The organism is Actinosynnema sp. ALI-1.44, from assembly GCF_001984155.1.
Taxonomy (GTDB): domain Bacteria; phylum Actinomycetota; class Actinomycetes; order Mycobacteriales; family Pseudonocardiaceae; genus Kibdelosporangium.
Genome location: NZ_MTQO01000047.1, coordinates 80,934 through 100,967 on the forward strand (window position 1 = coordinate 80,934; position 20,034 = coordinate 100,967).

At 67.7% G+C, this 20,034-nt stretch carries 16 protein-coding genes; 8 read left to right on the forward strand and 8 right to left on the reverse strand.

Annotated elements, in window-relative coordinates; genetic code table 11:
* Nucleotides 1-7 precede the first annotated feature (7 nt).
* The 3 genes from qcrA to qcrB (ALI144C_RS25495) all read left to right on the forward strand — a co-directional run bounded on the left by qcrA (nt 8) and on the right by qcrB (ALI144C_RS25495) (nt 4,531).
* Complete coding sequence (qcrA, locus tag ALI144C_RS25485; RefSeq protein ID WP_076990040.1) at nt 8-1,147, forward strand: cytochrome bc1 complex Rieske iron-sulfur subunit; 1,140 nt, start codon at nt 8-10, stop codon at nt 1,145-1,147.
* Nucleotides 1,144-2,811: a cytochrome bc1 complex cytochrome b subunit gene (qcrB, locus tag ALI144C_RS25490; RefSeq protein ID WP_076989697.1), complete on the forward strand. Its 1,668-nt coding sequence runs from the start codon at nt 1,144-1,146 to the stop codon at nt 2,809-2,811. Before qcrA ends, qcrB (ALI144C_RS25490) begins: the two co-directional genes overlap by 4 nt.
* A 145-nt stretch (nt 2,812-2,956) precedes the next feature.
* Nucleotides 2,957-4,531, forward strand: a complete 1,575-nt coding sequence (gene qcrB / locus ALI144C_RS25495; protein WP_076989698.1) for a cytochrome bc1 complex cytochrome b subunit — start codon at nt 2,957-2,959, stop codon at nt 4,529-4,531.
* A 35-nt stretch (nt 4,532-4,566) separates the two neighbouring features.
* Here the strand turns inward: qcrB (ALI144C_RS25495) and ALI144C_RS25500 are convergent, their stop codons facing one another.
* The 6 genes from ALI144C_RS25500 to ALI144C_RS25525 all read right to left on the reverse strand — a co-directional run bounded on the left by ALI144C_RS25500 (nt 4,567) and on the right by ALI144C_RS25525 (nt 8,093).
* The gene (locus ALI144C_RS25500) at nt 4,567-5,334 is read right to left on the reverse strand and encodes a hypothetical protein (RefSeq protein ID WP_076989699.1); all 768 of its coding nucleotides are present in this window, start codon (nt 5,332-5,334) and stop codon (nt 4,567-4,569) included.
* On the reverse strand, nt 5,331-5,822 hold the full coding sequence (locus ALI144C_RS25505) for a hypothetical protein (protein WP_076989700.1): 492 nt from the start codon (nt 5,820-5,822) through the stop codon (nt 5,331-5,333). The genes ALI144C_RS25500 and ALI144C_RS25505 overlap by 4 nt, the downstream gene beginning before the upstream one ends.
* A 1-nt stretch (nt 5,823) precedes the next feature.
* Nucleotides 5,824-6,744: a hypothetical protein gene (locus tag ALI144C_RS25510; protein ID WP_076990041.1), complete on the reverse strand. Its 921-nt coding sequence runs from the start codon at nt 6,742-6,744 to the stop codon at nt 5,824-5,826.
* Nucleotides 6,745-6,749: 5 nt separating this feature from the next.
* Nucleotides 6,750-7,046, reverse strand: coding sequence for a hypothetical protein (locus ALI144C_RS25515; RefSeq protein ID WP_237774309.1), 297 nt, complete (start codon nt 7,044-7,046; stop codon nt 6,750-6,752).
* Nucleotides 7,047-7,394: 348 nt separating this feature from the next.
* Nucleotides 7,395-7,676: an Lrp/AsnC ligand binding domain-containing protein gene (locus tag ALI144C_RS25520; RefSeq protein WP_054289701.1), complete on the reverse strand. Its 282-nt coding sequence runs from the start codon at nt 7,674-7,676 to the stop codon at nt 7,395-7,397.
* 30 nt (nt 7,677-7,706) lie between these two features.
* Entirely contained in the window at nt 7,707-8,093 is a 387-nt protein-coding gene (locus tag ALI144C_RS25525; RefSeq protein ID WP_076989702.1) for a cupin domain-containing protein, read from the reverse strand.
* Nucleotides 8,094-8,146: 53 nt separating this feature from the next.
* Here ALI144C_RS25525 and ALI144C_RS25530 point away from each other — a divergent pair, with 53 nt between their 5' ends.
* Entirely contained in the window at nt 8,147-9,112 is a 966-nt protein-coding gene (locus ALI144C_RS25530; RefSeq protein WP_076989703.1) for a helix-turn-helix domain-containing protein, read from the forward strand.
* Here the strand turns inward: ALI144C_RS25530 and ALI144C_RS25535 are convergent.
* Nucleotides 9,109-10,452, reverse strand: a complete 1,344-nt coding sequence (locus ALI144C_RS25535; RefSeq protein WP_143230860.1) for an NYN domain-containing protein — start codon at nt 10,450-10,452, stop codon at nt 9,109-9,111. The genes ALI144C_RS25530 and ALI144C_RS25535 overlap by 4 nt on opposite strands.
* Nucleotides 10,453-10,750: 298 nt before the next feature.
* Here ALI144C_RS25535 and ALI144C_RS25540 point away from each other — a divergent pair, with 298 nt between their 5' ends.
* The 4 genes from ALI144C_RS25540 (at nt 10,751) to ALI144C_RS25560 (ending at nt 18,346) form a co-directional block, all read left to right on the forward strand.
* Nucleotides 10,751-12,457, forward strand: a complete 1,707-nt coding sequence (locus ALI144C_RS25540) for a DEDD exonuclease domain-containing protein (RefSeq protein ID WP_076990043.1) — start codon at nt 10,751-10,753, stop codon at nt 12,455-12,457.
* 380 nt (nt 12,458-12,837) lie between these two features.
* A complete protein-coding gene (locus ALI144C_RS25550) occupies nt 12,838-15,612 on the forward strand; it encodes a glycosyl hydrolase family 95 catalytic domain-containing protein (RefSeq protein WP_076989705.1) in 2,775 nt (924 codons plus the stop codon).
* On the forward strand, nt 15,609-16,373 hold the full coding sequence (locus ALI144C_RS25555; protein ID WP_076989706.1) for a hypothetical protein: 765 nt from the start codon (nt 15,609-15,611) through the stop codon (nt 16,371-16,373). Before ALI144C_RS25550 ends, ALI144C_RS25555 begins: the two co-directional genes overlap by 4 nt.
* Before the next feature lie 11 nt (nt 16,374-16,384).
* Entirely contained in the window at nt 16,385-18,346 is a 1,962-nt protein-coding gene (locus tag ALI144C_RS25560; RefSeq protein WP_076989707.1) for an NPCBM/NEW2 domain-containing protein, read from the forward strand.
* Nucleotides 18,347-18,394: 48 nt separating this feature from the next.
* On the opposite strand, the gene ALI144C_RS25565 is transcribed toward ALI144C_RS25560, so the two are convergent.
* Nucleotides 18,395-20,020 carry a glycoside hydrolase family 13 protein gene (locus ALI144C_RS25565; RefSeq protein ID WP_076989708.1) on the reverse strand — a complete coding sequence of 542 codons (1,626 nt, stop codon included), beginning with the start codon at nt 20,018-20,020 and terminating at the stop codon, nt 18,395-18,397.
* Nucleotides 20,021-20,034: the final 14 nt, after the last annotated feature.

Sequence of the window (20,034 nt, forward strand, 5' to 3'; positions counted from 1 at the left end):
CGCCGAGATGGACCGCGACCAGCTGCTCAAGCTGGGCGGCAAGCTCGACGGGGTCGAGTTCGCCGAGTACACCGACCCGTGGCCGGTCAAGGGCACCAAGGCGGAGAAGCGCGCCGAGCGCGCCGTCGCCGCCTGGTTCACCCTCGCCGGGCTGGCCGGGCTGGCGTTCATCGGCGTGTTCCTCTGGTGGCCGTGGGAGTACGTCCCGCCCACCAACGACGAGCACTGGCTGTACCTGCTGTACACCCCGCTGCTCGGCCTGACGCTGGGTCTGTCGATCCTCGGTGTCGGCGTCGGTGTGGTCATGTACGCGAAGAAGTTCCTGCCCCACGAGGTGGCGATCCAGCAGCGGCACGAAGGTCCGTCGTCCGAGGTGGACCGGCAGACGTTCGTGGCGCACCTGGCCGACGCGGGCGACCGCAGCACCATCGCCCGCCGGTCGATCATCAAGCGTTCCGCCCTGTTCGGCGCGGGTGCGTTCGGGCTGGCCACGGCCGCGTTGCCGCTGGGCAGCCTGATCCACAACCCGCACAAGGAGTCGGCCAACGAGAACGGCCTGTGGCACACCGGGTGGCTGGCGAAGGACGGCGAGCGCGTCTTCCTGCGCCGCGACACGGGCGACGCGCACGCCCTCGAGCTGGTCAAGCCGGAGGACCTGGACGCGGGCGCGATGGAAACGGTGTTCCCGTTCCACGCGCCGAAGACCTCGTCCGGCGGCGTCGACTACGCCAAGCTGGAGGGCATGCTGGCCGGCACCGAGCGGGTCGACGAGCACGCCCTGGTCGAGGCGCTGCGCCGGTCGGACAACCCGGTCATGCTCATCCGCCTGCGTCCCGACGACGCCAAGCGGGTGGTCAAGCACCAGGGCCAGGAGGACTACAACTTCGGCGACTTCTACGCGTACACGAAGATCTGCAGTCACCTCGGTTGCCCGACCTCGTTGTACGAACAGCGGACCAACCGGATCCTGTGCCCGTGCCACCAGTCGCAGTTCGACGCGTTGCAGTACGCCAAGCCGATCTTCGGCCCGGCCACCCGCAAACTGGCGCAGCTGCCCATTCAGGTCGACACTGAGACGGGTTACCTTTACGCCAGGTCGGACTTCAACGAGGCAGTAGGACCGGCCTTCTGGGAGCGGAAGTCATGAGCGGACTCACGACGCCAACCAAACAGGCCAACCCCGCGGCGAAGTTCGCCGCGGCGGCGGGCAACTGGGCCGACGACCGGCTGCACGCCGCTGGTGGCCTGCGCAAGCAGATGAACAAGGTCTTCCCGACGCACTGGTCGTTCCTGCTCGGTGAAGTCGCGCTGTACAGCTTCATCGTCCTGCTGCTGTCGGGTACGTACCTCGCGCTGTTCTTCGACCCGTCGATGCAGCACGTCGAGTACCAGGGCGCGTTCACCAACCTGCGTGGTCTGGGGATGTCCCGGGCCTACGAGACGGCGCTGAACCTGTCGTTCGAGGTGCGTGGCGGTCTGTTCGTCCGCCAGGTGCACCACTGGGCGGCGCTGCTGTTCATGGCCGCGATCGTGCTGCACATGTTCCGCGTGTTCTTCACCGGTGCGTTCCGGCGCCCGCGTGAGACCAACTGGGTGATCGGCATCCTGCTGTTCATGCTGGGCGCGATCGAGGGCTTCGCGGGCTACTCGCTGCCGGACGACCTGCTCTCCGGCGCCGGTCTGCGGATCATGTCGGGCCTGATCCTCTCGCTGCCGGTGATCGGCACCTGGGTGAACTGGCTGCTGTTCCGGGGCGAGTTCCCCGGCGAGGAAGTCATCCCGATGCTGTACACCGCGCACATCCTGCTGGTGCCCGGCATCCTGTTGGCGCTGGTCGCGGTGCACGTCGGCCTGGTGTGGTACCAGAAGCACACGCAGTTCCCCGGTGTGCTCAAGAAGGAGACCAACGTCGTCGGCGTGCGGATCATGCCGTACTTCTCGCTCAAGGGCGGCGGCTTCTTCGCCATCGTCGTCGGCGTCATCGCCATGCTCGGTGGCCTCTTCCAGATCAACCCGATCTGGAACTTCGGGCCCTTCAACCCGGCGCACATCTCGGCCGGCACGGTGCCCGACTGGTACATGGGCTGGACGGACGGCCTGATCCGGTTGTGGCCCGCGTGGGAGATCTACCTCGGGGACTACATGATCCCGGCCGCGTTCTTCCCGTTCATGCTGGGCCTGCCGTTGCTGACCGGGATCGCGGCGGTCTACCCGTGGATCGAGAAGAAGTTCACCAAGGACTACGCGCACCACAACTTGCTGCAGCGTCCGCGTGACGTGCCGGTCCGCACCTCGCTCGGTGCCATGGCCATCACGTACTTCATGGTCTCGCTGCTGTCGGCCGCGAACGACGTCCTGGCGGAGAAGTTCGACATCTCGTTGAACGCGACGACCTGGATGGGCCGGATCGGACTGCTGGTGCTGCCGCCGCTGGCGTACTTCATCACGTACCGGATCTGCCTCGGCCTGCAGCACGCGGACCGCGAGGTCCTGGCACACGGTGTAGAGACGGGCATCATCAAGCGGCTGCCGCACGGTGAGTTCATCGAGCTGCACCAGCCGCTGGGCCCGGTCGACGACCACGGCCACCCGATCCCGCTGGCGTACCAGGGTGCCGCTGTGCCGAAGAAGATGAACAAGCTCGGCTCGGCCGGACGGCCGGTCAAGGGCACGTTGCTGGCCCCGGACCCGGTCGAGGAGACCAAGGCCCTGGAGGCGGCTCGCGCTGCCCAGCACAACGGGCACGGCACGAACGGGCACGGCACGAACGGCCACGGTGCCGCCGGAGGCGGCGGGCCGGTCGAGCACTGACCTGACCTGGCGCAACACCTCTCAGGACCCCCTTTCGGGCGATTTCGCCCGGGAGGGGGTCCTGCCGCGTCCGGGACCTAGGTCCCTAGGGTGCGGGTGCCCGGCGGCCACAGAATGGTGATCAGGCGAAGCCTGGGGAGGCGCCATGAGTGGCCTGACGACACCGACCAAGGGTCCGAATCCGGCGGCCAAAGCGGCCGCGGCGGTGGGGAACTGGGCTGACGACCGGCTGCACGCGGCCGGTGGCCTACGGCGTCAGTTCAACAAGGTGTTCCCGACGCACTGGTCGTTCCTGCTCGGTGAGGTGGCGCTGTACAGCTTCATCGTCCTGCTGCTGTCGGGTACGTACCTCGCGCTGTTCTTCGACCCGTCGATGCAGCACGTGGAGTACCAGGGGTCGTTCACGAACCTGCGTGGCGTGCAGATGTCCCGCGCCTACGAGTCCGCGTTGAACATCTCCTTCGAGGTACGCGGTGGCTTGTTCGTGCGCCAGGTGCACCACTGGGCCGCGTTGCTGTTCATGGCAGCGCTCGTGTTGCATATGTTGCGGGTGTTCTTCACCGGCGCGTTCCGGCGCCCGCGTGAGACCAACTGGGTGATCGGGATCGTGCTGTTCCTGATCGGCACGATCGAGGGGTTGACCGGGTACTCGCTGCCCGACGACCTGCTCTCCGGCGCGGGGATCCGGGTCACCTCCGGGCTGATCATGTCCATCCCGGTGATCGGGACCTGGCTGAACTGGCTGCTGTTCCGCGGTGAGTTCCCCGGTGAGGAGTTCATCCCGTTCATCTACACCGCGCACATCCTGATCATCCCCGGCCTCATCCTCGCGCTGGTGGCCGTGCACGTCGGGCTGGTGTGGTACCAGAAGCACACGCAGTTCCCCGGCCACCTCCGCAAGGAGTCCAATGTGGTCGGTGTGCGGATCATGCCGTACTTCTCGCTCAAGGGCGGCGGCTTCTTCGCCATCGTGGTCGGCGTGATCGCCTTGCTGGGCGGCCTGTTCCAGATCAACCCGATCTGGAACTTCGGGCCCTTCAACACCGCGCACATCTCGTCGGGCATCGTGCCGGACTGGTACATGGCGTGGACGGACGGTCTGGTCCGGCTGTGGCCCGCGTGGGAAATCTCGTTGTGGGACTACACGATCCCGGCCGCGTTCTTCCCGTTCATGCTGGGCCTGCCGTTGCTGACCGGGATCGCGGCGGCCTACCCGTGGATCGAGCGGAAGTTCACGAAGGACTACGCGCACCACAACTTGCTGCAGCGTCCGCGTGACGTGCCGGTCCGCACCTCGTTGGGTGCCATGGCGATCACGTACTTCATGGTGATGCTGCTGTCAGCGGCCAACGACGTGTTCGCGGAGAAGTTCGACATCTCGTTGAACGCGACCACGTGGATGGGCCGGATCGGACTGTTGGTGCTGCCGCCGCTGGCGTACTTCATCACGTACCGCATCTGCCTCGGCCTGCAGCACGCGGACCGCGAGGTGCTCGCACACGGAGTCGAGACGGGCATCATCAAGCGACTGCCACACGGCGAATTCATCGAACTGCACCAGCCGCTGGCGGACCGCCCACTGGTCTACCAGGGCACGGCCGTGCCCAAGAAGATGAACAAGCTCGGCTCAGCCGGACGCCCGGTCGCGGGCACACTGCTGAGCCCGGACCCACTCGACGAGACCAAGGCGTTGGAGCGCGCCCGCTCAGAGCGAACCTAGCCGACTCTCCTGGCGATGGTCGACCGAACGCGCAGTCAGCGGATGTCGCAGTAGGGGTACAGCTGAGTACGGCTGTCGTCGACGGGCGGGATGGCTTTGCGGGGGATGACCCACGTTTCCCGGCCGAAGCTCGAGCAGGCCCCGGTGACCACCGTGTACTGCCGGGTGCCGCCGACGACGGTTCCGTTGGCGTCGCGGAAAACGGCTGCCGGATTCGCACCCCACAACGGGCGGCACGCGACTGACTGCGGCACAAACCGGATCTCCGTGCTGTGTGCGACTTGGGGATCCTTGCGAACGGTCTGCCGATACTCGGCGGTGACTGGTCCGAAGTCGTCTCCCAACGCGTCGACAGCCAGCCACTGAGAGGTCCGCGTCTCGGTCACGAACTTGGTCACTCGCAGTTCGCTGGCCCTGGCCGGGCTGATCGTCATCCCGACACCGATCCGCTGGCCCGGCATGATGATGGGGATCTCATCCGTGGCCTTCTCGTAACCGGTGATCTCCGCGCCTCGCGCGTCAAGGAGCCGAAGAGTGACCTGTGTGTGATACGCGATCCGGTCGTGCGGGTTCTCCAGCACCACGCCGAGACTCACCGAGTTGAATTCGTCCACCGGTTGTGTGAACCCCTGGTCGATCACGTGCAGACCGCCCGGAGACGCGTCGGCCGAGCCCTCGTTCGGCGGCACCGCCTCAGGGATGTCGCACGACGCCCCGAACCACCTGGAGCCGAGCAAGACAGCCGTGGCCGTCCCCACAACGGCCACAACCACGATCACGATCCACCGTTGACGTCGTGTCACGTGAAGTACCTGAGTTTGAGATCGCGTATACCTGCCTGGTAGCTGTCGGCCAGATCCTGGACAGCCTCGTGGAGCCGGGCGGCGAACTCGCTCTCGTTCAGTTCACGGATCGTTCCCCGGACAATGTGGACTTCCAGATTCTGCATTCCCACCACCGAGAGCGTCACGCGCCCGTCCTGAGAACGTCCGCTCGACTCCATGGCGGCACGGGCCGCGATGAAGTCCCGGTCATTCTGGGTCTCCGGTCCTGCCGCGTTGAGGAAGGACTCGTCGAGTTCAGCGCGGTACTTCCGGATCCACTCCACGTAGAGCAGCCGGCCCATACTCGCGAGGAGGTGTTCCAGAGTGCGTTCGGTCATCCACTCGTAGACGCTCTCGCCGAACGAGATCGAGACTTCCTTGCGGTTGCGCAGGTCGGCGTAGATTTCCGACCCGGGGGCCTGGACTCTCAGGCGGATGCTGTCCAGCCGGTCGGCGAGTGAGTCCATGTCAGCTCGCCTCACCCATCTGGTCGGCCCCGGTCATGGGGCGTCCACGGCCGTCCGCCAGTGCGGGTCGATTGGCGACCAGGAGCGCACGGTTCGCGCCGACCAGGTCGCCTACCGCGGTCAGTGCGGGCGCGATCCCCGGAACGCCACCGTTGCCCTTGGTCTCGACGTCACGGATGAGGTCTGCCAACGCGTTGAGAGCTTGTTTCATCGCATTGGTGATCTGGACAGCCGTTTCGCCCGCGTACTGCTTCTCCGTGTTCGAGGGCGGCGCAGCCGCGGCTACCTGAGCCGCGGCGCCTACAGCGGTGACCGCGATCGGCGCGGCGGTGCCTGCGGTGAGCAAGGACGCGCCGACCGCCGCTACCGACGCGACCACAGTGAAGCCGATGGTCCAAGCGTTCTTGTTGCTACAAGCGGCGTTGTCCAGCGCGTCCATGGTCGTGTGCGCGATCTTGTCCACGTCGTCGCGGGCCTTCGCCCACATGGATTGGTGTGCTTCCAGGGACGCCTTCAGGACACTGGCCAGGATGAACTGGTTGCGGGCGACAGGCGGAAACGTGTCCAGGAAGTTCTGCTTGAAGGCCATCGCGGCTTTGCCGGTCCAGTCCTCCAGGTAGTCACTCGCGGTGGTCATGTTGGCCAGGACGACATTGGCCAGGTAGATGTCGTTGGTGACCGGGTCCTTGTTCTCGCCGCTGGACAGTTTTCGCAGTACTACCTTGAGATCGTCGATCAGAGGCTGATAACCAGCGGGTTCGGGCATGTCGGCGAACGGCCGGAACAGCTCGGGGATGTCGCGGTAATAGCCCTCGACGCCGCCGCGAGCATACTCGGGATCCGTTTCGTTGTTCGTTACGGCACGTTTTATCGCTTTCTGCTGAATGGCGGCGGCGTGCGTCATGAGTTCGTCGAAGCTCATCCGCTTCACCCCTGGTCCGGTTTGGGCTCACCGACTGTTTGACGCAGGCGGTCGAGCTCCGTCTTGGCACCATGGTCCGTGGCCGCGTACTGTTCCACCGCCTGGCTCAACGCGTCGGCCGTGTCGGTGAGGCTGACATCCGTCTCAGTCAGGAACTTGGCCAGATCACCTTGCAGTGTGGCCCAAGCGCTGTGCACAGGCCCGAGGGAATCCCCGAACCGGTCGGGCCTGCGCATGACGCCGTCGAGGTTGGTCAGCACCGCGTTCAGTTTGCTCGTGGCCTCGCGGTATTCGGCAGCCACTGACGGCAGGTTGTCCTTCGCGACTACCAGAAGCTTGTAAAGATCAGCTCCGAGTTCCGCTCCGTGTGTCCCCACATCGTCCCCCTGGAGTCGAGTGACGTCGTGGGACATGTTCCCGGACTGCTTGGGTCACCGCATCGAACGTCGCGGCAATTCACCGAAATGCAGTATCCGCTGTGTCGTACACCGCGAGGTTTCTTTGATCTCTTCATGCGAACGACTCGTTGCGGAAACCGGCGTTCCCGTTTGGGCGTGCCGGAGCTGTCTTTCGGGCATCCGCTGTTCGCGAAACGCGATGGGACATGCGGAAACTGGAAGAAGTGTCACCTACTTCGCGACCCGCGACAGCTACGCGTCCGCGCCGATCGAGAAGGCGGCCTCGGTGTCCTGCCGGGAGTAGGACCGGAACGCGATGTGCGTGTCGGTCGCGACCACGCCGGGGATCTTGCTGATCCGGCCGGGGATCAGCTCGGCGAGATCCTCGTGCCTGGCCACGCCCATGATGGCGATCAGGTCGACGTCACCGGCGCACGAGTACACCTCGGTGACGCCTTCGACGTCGGCGATGGCCTGCGCGGTCTCGGGAATCGAGTCCGCATTCACCTGGATCATCACGATCGCCTTGATCACGGCGTGTCCTCCCTGGTCGGTGCCACCAGCCTAGACGGCCACGTGTCCCGTGGTGACGTCGACGTGGTCCGGTACCTCGTCGTGCTGGTCACCGACTGACAGCGTGCCGGTCGGCTCGACCAGCAGGACCGACGCGCCCAGCTTGGCCGAGGGCTTGTGGAACGTGCCGCGCGGCACCACGAACACCTGGCCCCGCTGGAGTGCGACGGTGCGTTCGCCTGCCGGTTCACGCAGGCCGATCTCGATCTCGCCGTCGAGGACGAGGAAGAACTCGTCGGTGTTCTCGTGCACGTGCCAGACGTGCTCACCGGCGAACTTGGCGATCCGGATGTCGTAGTCGTTGAGGTAGGCCACGATCCGCGGGCTCCACGCGTCCTCGAAGCTCTCGAGGGCGGTCTTCAGGTCGATCGGATTCATGGCGTCGATCCTGATCCCTGGCACCCGGACCGGGGGAGTGCTAGGAATCGCATATGGCGCAAGAATCCTCGCACCGGGTGGCGGTGATCGTCGACGAGGGCTCGAACCCGTTCGAACTGGGCGTGGCGACCGAGCTGTTCGGCCTGCGCAGGCCCGAACTGGACCGGCCGTGGTACTCGTTCTCGCTGTGCGCGCCGGAGCCCGGGATCCGGATGCACCTCGGCATGTTCACGATGACCGGGGTGTCGGGAATGGACGCCGTCGACGAAGCGGACACCGTGATCGTGCCGAACCGCCCTGACCCGCTCAACGGCCCGGGGGCACCGGTGCTCGCGGCGATCGCCCGCGCGGCGGACCGGGGTGCCCGCCTGGTCAGCTTCTGCACGGGCGCGTTCAGCCTCGCGGCCGCGGGTGTCCTCGATGGACGCCGCGCGACCACGCACTGGCAGTGGGCGGACGAATTCGCGAACCGCCACCCCGCTGTCCACCTGGAACCAGACGTGTTGTTCGTCGACGACGGCGACATCCTGACGGCCGCGGGCAGCGCGGCGGCACTGGACCTCGGCCTGCACCTGATCCACCGCGACCACGGCGCGGAGGTCGCCAACGCGGTGAGCCGCCGTCTGGTGTTCACGGGCAGGCGGGACGGCGGGCAGCGGCAGTTCGTCGAACGCCCGATTCCCGATGTGCCGGACACTTCTCTCGCCCCGGTGCTGGAATGGGCCCGGTCCCGGCTGGAGCAGCCGTTGACCGTGGCCGACCTGGCGTCCCGCGCCGCCGCCAGCCAGGCGACGCTGCACCGCCGTTTCCGCACCGAGTTGGGCACCACCCCGTTGGCGTGGCTGACCGGAGAACGAATCACCTTGGCCTGTCGGCTGATCGAACGGGGTGAGCTGCGTCTGGAACTGGTGGCCAGGGAGAGCGGGTTCGGCACGGCCGCGAACCTGCGTGCCCAGTTGCGTCGGCACACGGGCCTGAGCCCGTCGGCTTATCGCCGCCGGTTCGGGCCGGGCGCCTAGACCCGGCCGAGACGGGCCAGCAGCACAGCTGACGGCACCGGGTGCGCTCCACGCCGTCGCACGGAATCCGCCACGGCTCGGTCGGACGTCACCACGACCACCGGGCGACCCTCGGGCTCAGCGGCGACCAACGCGCGGATGACGTCGTCGGCGAGCACGCCCGGGTCGCTGAACAGCACCCGCACACCACGCGGCGCCGCTGACGGTACCGCGACCACGCCCGCGCCGTCGAACACCAGCGTCACCTCTGCCGACGTGCGCGCCGCCAACGCCGACAGCTGGTGGGTGAGGCGTTCGCGCTGGTCGGCCAACGGCAGGTCCGGGTAGCCCGTTTTCGTGACGTTGTACCCGTCCACCACGAGGTGCACCGACGGCAGCGCCAGCAGCCTGTCCAACGCCGCCGGGTCCTCGACGCGGCCGACTGTGCCCTGTGCCGCTGTCGCCCCTCGGACCAGGTCGGCGGGGCGGGGGCCGCCGCCACCGAGGGCCAGTTCCCGGCGCAGGCCGGTCACCGCTCCGTCCAATGTGTCCACCAGGAGGGCCAGGCGCACCTCGTCGGCCTGCCTGGCCTCTCTGGCCGACTGGCGCGCCACCTCGGCGTCCGCTTCGGCGCGGCGTGCCTTCTTGCGCTCGAACTCCGCGCGGTCGCGTTCCCGGTCGCGCTGGCCCGTCAGGTCCGCTATCTGGGCCGCCACCTCGGTGCGCAGCCGTTCCATCTCGTTCTGCGCCGCCAGGGCCGCGTCCTTGGCCTCGCGCAGCTTCACGCCCTGCTCGCGCAGACGTTTGCGCAGCCGGTCCAGCTCGACCTCGGTGTCCGCCCGGACCACCTCGGCCGCGCCCTGCGCCACCTCCAGCTTGCCGATGGTCTGCTTGAGCTCGTTCTCCAGGCGGTCTGCCCTGGTCAGCGCCGCGTCGCGCTCGGCACGCAACACCGCGTCACCCGCGCGCCGCGAGACCAGCTCCAGGTAGTGCACGGCTGTCTCGTCGCCGAGCAGAACGGCCGCGGCCGCCGCCGAGGCGGGTTCGGCGCCGCTGACCTCCAGCGCGCCGGGCCGGTGCTCACGGCACCATTCGACCACCGCCGTGCGGAAACTCGTCGAGCTGCGCAGCGCCGCCATGATCGACGCGCCGCCGAGACGGGCGCGCTTGGCCGGGGCGAACTTCGCCACCGCGCGCAGCGACTGGGGGATGTCCACCCGGTTGAGGCCGCTGATGGCTTCCGCGCCGATTTCGGCAAGGCGGGACCGCACGGCGTCGGGGATGCCGTCCCAGTCCACCTCGGACGTCTCGACGAGCTCGTCCATCGGCTCGTCGTTCTCGTCCCGTTCGTGCGGCGCCATCTCTCCAGGTTAGTTGGCTGAGTCCGAATTGACCCGCCGGGACCCCGGCTGGACCAACCAGGTCCGGCCGCGGCCCATCCTGGTGGGGCTCGGGCAATCCGGCCCTGGTTCGGCCGCGCCGGTCGTTGACGCTCCGCACCACGCCCGACACCGCCCCAGCCACGCTGGTCAGCAGGTCAGAGCGTAGATGTCGGTCGCGTGGGGTGGAGTGGCAACGACCGGCTTCCGGCGGCCGAACCCGTCCGAGCGAAGCGAGGACATCCAACACTGTCGGTGGTCGGCTCTAGTGTGCCGCCTGATGAACACGCAGCTGTCGTTCGACGAACTCGGCACGCCGTTGCGGACCACCACCTTCGTGGTGTTCGACCTGGAAACCACGGGTGGCAGCGCCGAGCAGGACATGGTCACGGAGATCGGCGCGGTCAAGGTCCGCGGCGGGGAGGTGATCGGCGAGTTCGCCACGCTCGTCGACCCGGGCAGGGGCATCCCACCGGAGATCGTGGCGCTCACCGGCATCACCGACGCCATGGTCTACCAGGCGCCGCCGCTGGACGAGGTGCTCCCGGCGTTCCTGGAGTTCGCGGCGGGCGCGGTGCTCGTCGCGCACAACTCGGGCTTCGACGTCAGCTTCATGAAGGCCGCGTGCCGACGGCACGGCTACCACTGGCCCCGGCCCGCGGTCGTCTGCACGGCGCGTCTGGCCAGGCGTGTGCTGAGCAAGGAGGAGGCGCCGAGTTGCCGCCTGTCGGCGCTGGCCGCGCTGTTCCAGGCGAGCACCACGCCCAACCACCGCGCGCTGGCGGACGCGCGAGCGACCGTGGACGTCCTGCACAGCCTGCTGGAACGAGTCGGGTCGGTCGGCGTGCAGTCGCTGGAGGAACTGCTCGACTACATCCCTGAGGTCACGCCGGAACAGCGGCGCAAACGAACCCTCGCGGCGGACCTGCCGACGGACCCCGGCGTGTACATGTTCCGCGGGCCGCGTGAGGAGGTGCTGTACGTCGGTACGGCGTCGAACCTGCGCAGACGCGTCCGGCAGTACTTCACCGCGAGCGAGACGCGTCGTCGGCTGCGTGAGATGGTCGGCCTCGCGGTGCGGGTGGACTCGGTGACGTGCGCGCACGCCCTCGAAGCGGAAGTGCGGGAGTTACGGCTGCTCGCGGCGCACAAACCCATGTACAACCGTCGCTCCCGCAACAAGCACCAGGCTTGGTGGCTGACGCTCACCGACGAGGCGTTCCCACGGTTGTCGGTCGTACGCATGCCCCGAGACGGCGCATTAGGGCCGTTCCGGTCGCACCGCGCGGCGGAAGGCGCGGCAGTCGCGCTCCAGGAGGGCACGGGCATACGACCCTGCACGCAACGAATCCCGGTGCGGTCCCCCAAGGGCACGCCGTGCCTGTTGGCGGAAATCGGCCGTTGCGCCGCGCCGTGCGCCGGGCACCAGACGGTCGCCGAATACCGGCCTTATGTGGAGGCGGTACACAGTCTCGTCGCCGGCCAGCGCGTCGACGCCCTGTGGCGCGCCGCCGCCCGGCTGTCGCAGTTGGCGGACGCGCAAAGGTTCGAGCAGGCAGCGGAGGGCCGTGATCGTCTAGCGGTGCTCGTCCGCACGCTCGACCGCGGCCAACACCTCGCGGCTCTCGCGTCGATCACCGAGCTCATCGGCGCACGCCCGGACGGCACAGGCGGTTGGGACTTCGCGGTCGTGCGGCACGGTCGGCTGGCATCAGCAGGCAACGCGCCACGGGGCGTACCGCCGATGCCTGTGGTCGAGATGCTTGTGGCGTCCGCGGAGACTGTGATCCCGTCCGCCGGGCCGCTGTACGGTGCCCCGCACGAGGAGGTCGCCGCAGTCCTGCGTTGGCTGGAGCGCCCCGGCACCCGGATGGTCCGGTGCACGTCACCGTGGGCAGTGCCCGCCGCGTCGGCCGCGAGCTGGCGGCCATGGCTGCACAGGGTCGACTCGGCCTGGGGCGCCAATCACGCCCCGCGGTCCGACTGATCCCGATGATCTGCGATCACCACCAGAAAACAGCGCCTCGTCAGCGAGGACGCCGACCTCCACCGCGATCCCGCATCGCGAAGCCTGGCCGCTCCACCCCTGCCGCGAGACGTCGGGTCGATGACCGCGATCAGGACTTTGGTGATCCCGGCATCGATCAGGGCTTGATGGCATGGCGGAGTACGCCCATGGTGGTTGCAGGGTTCCACCGTCACGACAGCCGTTCCACATCCGATCTATCTTGCCCTCGGCGGACGAGAAGCTGTCTACCTGGCGCTTCACCTCCCTGAACGGGCGGGTGTTGACGCGCTGAAAAGGTTTCCATACCCTCACCGGGAGCTAGACATCCGATCTTTCGGGCGACTCAGTGTGGAGTGCGGATGGAGATCTCTCGCCGGGGGCTGCTGGGTGGCGCTGTCGCCGGGACCGTGTTGGGGGCGTTGCCCGCGAGTGCCGACGCCGCGCAGGAGATCGACTGGGCGCGGTTTCTCGGCTCGTGCGACATGGTGTGGCAACGGGTGCCGAGGGCTTGGTACGAGGGACCGTTCCTGGGCAACGGTTTCCTCGCCGTCGCCCTGTATCGGGAGCCGGGGGTCAATGCCGTTCGGATCACCGTCGACCACAGTCGCGTCCAGGATCATCGGCCGGAGTTCGGCAACGAGTGGGGTGTCGCGCGGCTTCCCGTCGGCAAGTTGCTGCTGACGCCCCAGGGCACCATCACCGGGGTCGACTGGCGGCTTGACCTCTGGAACGCGGAACTCACCGGCGCCATCAGAACCGACGAGGGCGACGTCCGGATCCGGTTGTTCGTGCACGCCGAGACCGATCTGCTGAGTCTGGAGGTCGACGGCGAGCACACGCTCGCATTCGAACCCGCCGAGGCCTTGAGCCCGAGGACCATTCGCGAACCGCCGCCCGTGAACTTCCCGCGCAACCCCAAGCCGGTGACCACCACTGAGCGGGACATCACCGTCGTCACGCAACCGATGGTCGCGGGTGGACAGACGGCGACAGCTTATCGTAAGCGCGGCAACACTTTCCTGCTGTCTGTGCAGCACTCATACCCACAGACGACGGCCGAGGCCGATGTCAGGAAAGCCGTGCGGTTCGCCGCGCCGGACCGGTTGCTCCGGCAGCAACACAGGGACTGGTGGCACGCCTTCTACCGAAAGAGCTTCCTGTCCATCCCCGACCAGCTCCTGCAGAGCTTCTACTGGATCCAGCTCTACAAGATCGCTTCCGCTTCCCGGAGCAACGGCCCGATCATGGCCACCACCGGGCCGTGGATCGAGCCGACGCCATGGCCGTCGCTGTGGAACAACCTCAACGTCCAGCTCGAGTACTGGCTCGCGTACGGCTCCAACCACCTCGAACTCGACCCGATCCCACGCACGGTCCAAGCCACGCAGAAGATCCTCATCGACGCGCTCAGGCCGCAGTTCCGCGGTGACTCGATGGGCTTGCGGCGCAGCACCGACGCCCAGTTCGACGACGCGGGCTACGTCGGCGCCCCCGGATTCTCCGCCGACCCGGAAATCGGCGACCTGCCGTGGTTGCTGCACAACGTGTGGCTGCACTACCGGCACAGCATGGACGACCGGGTCCTCGCCATCCTGTTCCCGACGTTGCGCCGGGCCATGAACTACTACCTGCACTTCCTGGCCAAGGGGATGGACGGCCGCCTGCATCTCGCGCCCACGTTCTCACCGGAGTACGGCACCGCTCCCGACTGCAACTACGACCTGGCGTTGATCCGGTGGAGCTGCCGGACTCTGCTGGAGACCAAGCCGGACGACCCGCTCGCGCCGAAGTGGCGGGAAGTGCTGCGCGATCTCGTCGACTACCCGGTCGACGCCGACGGCTTCATGGTGGGGGCCGGTGTGCCGTTCGCCAAGTCGCACCGGCACTACTCGCACATGCTCGCGGTGTATCCGCTGTACCTGGTCAGCGCCGAGTCGGGGCAGCGGGACCTGATCGAGCGCTCGCTCAAGCACTGGATCAGCTTCGAAGGCGCGTTGCGCGGGTACAGCTTCACCGGCGCGTCCTCGATCTCCGCCGGGCTCGGCCGCGGTGACGACGCGCTCAAGCACCTGCGGGAGTTCGTCGCGCGGTTCGCCCAGGCGAACACGATGTACTTCGAGGCGGGCCCGGTCATCGAAACGCCGTTGTCGGGCGCGCAGTCGGTACACGACATGCTCTGCCAGAGCTGGGGTGGTGTCATCCGGGTCTTCCCGGCCGTACCCACCGGGTGGCGGGATGTCGCACTGCGGGATTTCCGGACCGAGGGGGCCTTTCTCGTCACCGCGTCGATGAAGGACGGCCGCACCGAGTTCGTCTCGGTGCGCAGCCTGGCCGGGCAGCCGCTCAAGCTCAAGGCAGGCATCCCGGACCCGGAGGTCCACGGCACGCGCAAGTGGCACCAGGACGCTGACGGCACCCTCGTCATCGACCTCGCCCAGGGGCAGGAAGTCCTGGTCCACGCGAAGGGCCGGAAACCGGACCTGGCGATCAAACCGGTGCCCATCAGTACACCGGCCCGGCCGTGGGGTCTGCCCCCGCTGCCGAACCAGGGCACAACCGTCACTGTCGACCTGGCAGCCGTCCTCAACAACGATGCCTTCACCAACGAGTTCCACATGGGCGACGGGGACTTCGACGGTGCGGGCAACACCTACCCGGCCGCGCAGCTGCCGCAGACCGGGCAGGCCAACGACGACGGGATCCCGTTCGAGTTCGTCAACGGCAACGAAGGCGCCCCGAACAACATCGTTCCGCAAGCCCAGACGATCCAGCTCCCGCCGGGCAAGTACACGACCGTGCACCTGCTCGCGGCCAGCGACAACGGTAACACCGACCGGACAGTGACCATCAACTACGCAGACGGGGCGGCGAACGCTCCGCTGCGGATCACCGACTGGCGCACGGCACCGGCGTTCGGTGAGACGGAAGCCCTACGCACCAACCAGATGCACACCCGCACCGGCCCGTCACCCACCCGGCTGGCGATCTTCCACCAGAAGATCACGCTCGACCCGGTGCGTGACCTGGTCTCGATCACCCTGCCCGCGGCCGCCACCCCGAGGCCGCACATCTTCGCCATCACCCTGCAGAAGAAGTCCTCCGCCGCCCCTGCTGAAGGAGGAGATCACCGATGAACACCATGAACCGACGGACAGCGCTGGCACTCGGCGTGGGCGCATCGCTCGCGTTGGGCACCGGGACGGCAGCGGCCGCGTCGTGGCAGCTCAAGTGGAGCCCGGATCCGGCCAAGAACGGCCTGAACGCGTTCGAGGGCCTGGAAGACGACCGGGCCAAGTCGCACCCCGGTGTGAAGCACATCTACGTCGAAGGCGACCACTGGCGGTTCGACATGCACACAGGGGACCGGGACGGCTCGGACCGGCAGCGCAACGAGTGCAAGGGCATGCGTCAGAACGGCAACGCACTGAAGATCAACAAGGACACCACGTGGCGGCTGGCCTACCAGGCGTTCTGGCCCAGCTCGCTGACCGCGACCACCAGGTTCACCCACATCATGCAGATGAAGGTGCAGGACGTCGGTGGTCCGTTGTGGACGCTTACGCCCCGCCAGAAGAGCAAGCCGACGCTGACGGTGTTGACGCTCAAGGACAACGACGCCAACACCGAGCACGTCCTGTGCGACTACGAGCAGTTGCAGAACAAGTGGATCGACATCGAGTTCGAGTTCAAGGCGGCCAACAGCGGTGGCTACCTCGCGTGGACAGTCAAGGACGGCTCGACGGTCAAGGCCAGTGGCCGCACCACGGACGTGGACCTCTGGCGTGACAAGAACTACCTGCGCCCCAAGTGGGGCATCTACCGCAGCATCGAGAGCTCCGGCCTGCGCAACACATACCAGTTGACCCGCAACTACCGCGCTTACCAGCTCGTCTGAGGAGGCACGGGGTGAAAAGACTTGTCGCACTGGCGGTCGGGCTGGCCTTCGTGGTCGTCCCGCCCGCTCCCGCGTCGGCGCTGCCGGACGGGCAGGCGCTGACACCGCCGATGGGGTTCAACAACTGGAACGCCACCGGCTGCGCGATCGACGAGAACCTGATCAAGGACACCGCGGACTTGTTCGTCCGGCAGGGCCTGAAGGACGCGGGCTACCAGTACGTCAACATCGACGACTGCTGGGCGGCGCCGGAACGCGACGCCAACGGCAGGCTCACACACCACCCGCAACGGTTTCCCAGCGGTATCAAAGCGATCGCCGACTACGTGCACGCGCGTGGCCTGAAGCTGGGGATCTACACGAGCGCGGGCACCATGACGTGCGCGAAGACCATGCCCGGTGCGCTTGGCCACGAGGAGGTCGACGCGCAGACGTTCGCGGACTGGGGCGTGGACTACCTCAAATACGACAACTGCAACAACCAGGGCGTGGATGCGAAGCAGCGCTACACGAAGATGCGGGACGCGTTGCGGAAAACCGGCCGCGACATCGTCTACTCGCTCTGCGAGTGGGGCGAGAACAAGCCGTGGGAGTGGGGCGCCGACGTCGGGCACCTGTGGCGGACCACCGGCGACATCACCGACACCTGGCCCAAGGTCGTCGAAATCCTCAAGAAGAACGCGCCGCTGGCGCCGTACGCCAAACCCGGCGCCTGGAACGACCCGGACATGCTGGAGGTCGGCAACGGCGGCATGACCGGCACGGAGTACCGGTCGCACTTCAGCCTGTGGGCGATGATGGCCGCGCCGCTGCTGATCGGCGCCGACCTGCGCAAGATCTCCCCGGAGAACCTGGACATCCTGCGTAACAAGGAAATCATCGCGCTCGATCAGGACAGGCTCGGTGTTCAGGGACGCGTAGTGTCCCAGATGGACGGTAAATGGGTGTTCGTGAAGCCGCTGGCCAACGGCGACACGGCGGTCGCGTTGTTCAACGAGAACGCCACCGCCACGAAGATCGGCACCTCGGCGTCGGCGCTCGGCCTGCCGCGCCGACCGGGATACGTGGTCCGCGACCTGTGGCAGCACAAGGACTTCCAGACCGCGGGCGACATCACCTCGGTCGTCCCGGCGCACGGCACGGTCGTCTACCGGGTGTCCGGCAGGAACTGGTGGTCCGCCGACCCGTTGGTGAGCTCGGGCTTGGAACTCGGCGCGGCCACGCCGGGCATCCCGGCCAGGATCATCCCACCGGGACAGGCGTTCGAGGTCACGGTCAGCGCGACCAACCACGCGGTGCTGCCGGTGATCAACCCGCGTCTGCGGCTGTCCGTCCCGTCCGGCTGGCGCGTGGAGGTCCTGTCCCAGCAGCGGAAGCTGGTGCTCACCTCGGGCGAGTCGATCTCCGGGCGGTGGCGGATCACCCCGGCCGCGACGACCGGGAAACCCGAGCTGACCAGCGGCGTCGACTACGGTGGCGGCAGTGTCACCACGACGACCGACCTGATCGTCCCGCCGGAGATACCACGCGGCACGTCCGCGCTCGGTGACGTGCCGTCGGCGTGGGAAAGCGGCGGGTACGGCCCGGTCGAACGGGACATGTCCAACGGCGCGTGGAAACCCAAGGACGGGAAACCGTTGACCATCAACGGAAATGTCTACGCCAAGGGAATGGGGGCGCACGCGCCGACCGAGATCGTCTACTACCTCGGCGGCCGCTGCTCGGCCGTGACGTCGATCGTCGGCATCGACGACGATCGCAACGACGCCAACAAGGTCGGCTCGGCCTCGTTCGAGATCTGGGCCGACGGCACCAAGGTCGCCGACAGCGGCGTCCGGACCTGGCGGGACGACCCGATCTCGATCAGCGGTGCGTTGCGGGGCGCCAAGTTCCTGCGCCTGGTGGTCACCGACGGCGGTGACGGCGTGAGCTACGACCGTAGCGACTGGGCCACACCTACGCTGGCCTGCTGAAACGGTTCCTCCCCGGCCGACAGCCGGGGAGGAACCGTGCAGGGTTGTTCAGAGAGTCCGCAGCCAGACGGCGGTGTCCGGGGGCAGGTGGTCCCCGGGCACCGGCCCACTGGCCAGGATGATCGACTCGTGCCGGGGCAGCGGCACCGGCTCGGCGGCGAGGTTCACCACACACGTGAACCCCGGTTCACGGCTGAACGCGATCACGTCGGCCAACGACACGACCCAGTGCATCTCGCCGTCCCCCAGTGCCCGCTCGTCCCGCCGGATTCGTAAAGCCCTGCGGTACAGCGAAAGCATCGAGTCCGGGTCCGCCGCCTCGGCCTCCGCCGTGTACGCCGCCCACTCCGCGGGCTGCGGCAGCCACGCGCCGCCGGTGCCGAACGAGAACGGGGGAGCGGCCGACCCCCACGGGATCGGCACCCGGCAGCCGTCCCTGCCCGGGTCGGCGTGTTTCGTGCGCTCGAACACCGGGTCCTGGCGCAGCTCGTCCGGGATGTCCTCGATCTCCCACAGCCCCAGCTCTTCGCCCTGGTAGACGTACACGCCCCCGGGCAACGCCATGGTCAGCAACGCCGCCGCGCGGGCCCGTCTGGTGCCCAGGTCACGGTCGACCGGGGTGCCGTGCCGCCGGTCGGCGAACTCGAACCCCGTGTCGCCGGACCGGCCGTACCGGGTGACGTGCCTGGTCACGTCGTGGTTGGACAGCACCCAGGTCGGCGGGGCGCCGACCGGCCGGTGGGAGTCCATACTGGACTGGATCACCTCGCGCAGCCGCTTGGCGTCCCACGGGCACGACAGGAAGTCGAAGTTGAACGCCGAGTGCAGTTCGTCCGGCCGCAGGTAGCGGGCGAACCGGACCGGGTCGGGCAGCCACATCTCGCCGACGAAGATCCGCTCGCCCGGATAGGAGTCCGCGATCTCACGCCACGCGCGGTAGACCTCGTGCACGCCGTCCATGTCCGAGAACGGCAACGGGCCGCCTGCCACGCCGTGCACGTCGGGCAGTTCCGGGTCCTTGATCAGCCCGTCGGCCACGTCGATGCGCAGCCCGTCGACGCCGCGGTCGAACCAGAACCGGATGATGTCGCGGAACTCCGCGTGCACCTCGGGGTTGGTCCAGTTGAAGTCCGGCTGGCGCGAGCTGTAGAGGTGCAGGAACCACTCGCCGTCCGCGACCCTGGTCCACGCGGGCCCGCCGAACCTCGACTGCCAGTCGTTCGGCGGCAGTTCGCCGTGCTCGCCGCGACCGGGCCGGAACCAGAACCGGTCCCGCTCGGGTGATCCCGGCCCCGCCGCCACCGCGGCCGCGAACCACGGGTGCTCGTCCGAGCAGTGGTTGGGCACGATGTCGATGATGATCCGGATACCCAGCGCGTGCGCCTCCGCGATCAGCAGTTCCGCCTCGTCGAGCGTGCCGAACGACGGGTCGATGTCCCGGTGGTCCGACACGTCGTAGCCGCCGTCGTCCATCGGCGACGGGTACCACGGGCAGAACCAGATCGCGTCGATGCCCAGGTCCGCGAGGTACGGCAGGCGCGAGCGGACGCCGGCGAGGTCGCCGATCCCGTCACCGTTGCCGTCGGCGAAGCTGCGGAGGTACACCTGGTAGATCGCCGCGCCACGCCACCAAGCGGTGGGCGTGTCCGGGGAGAGGTCATTGGAAACGGACACGGGGGTTCCTCCCT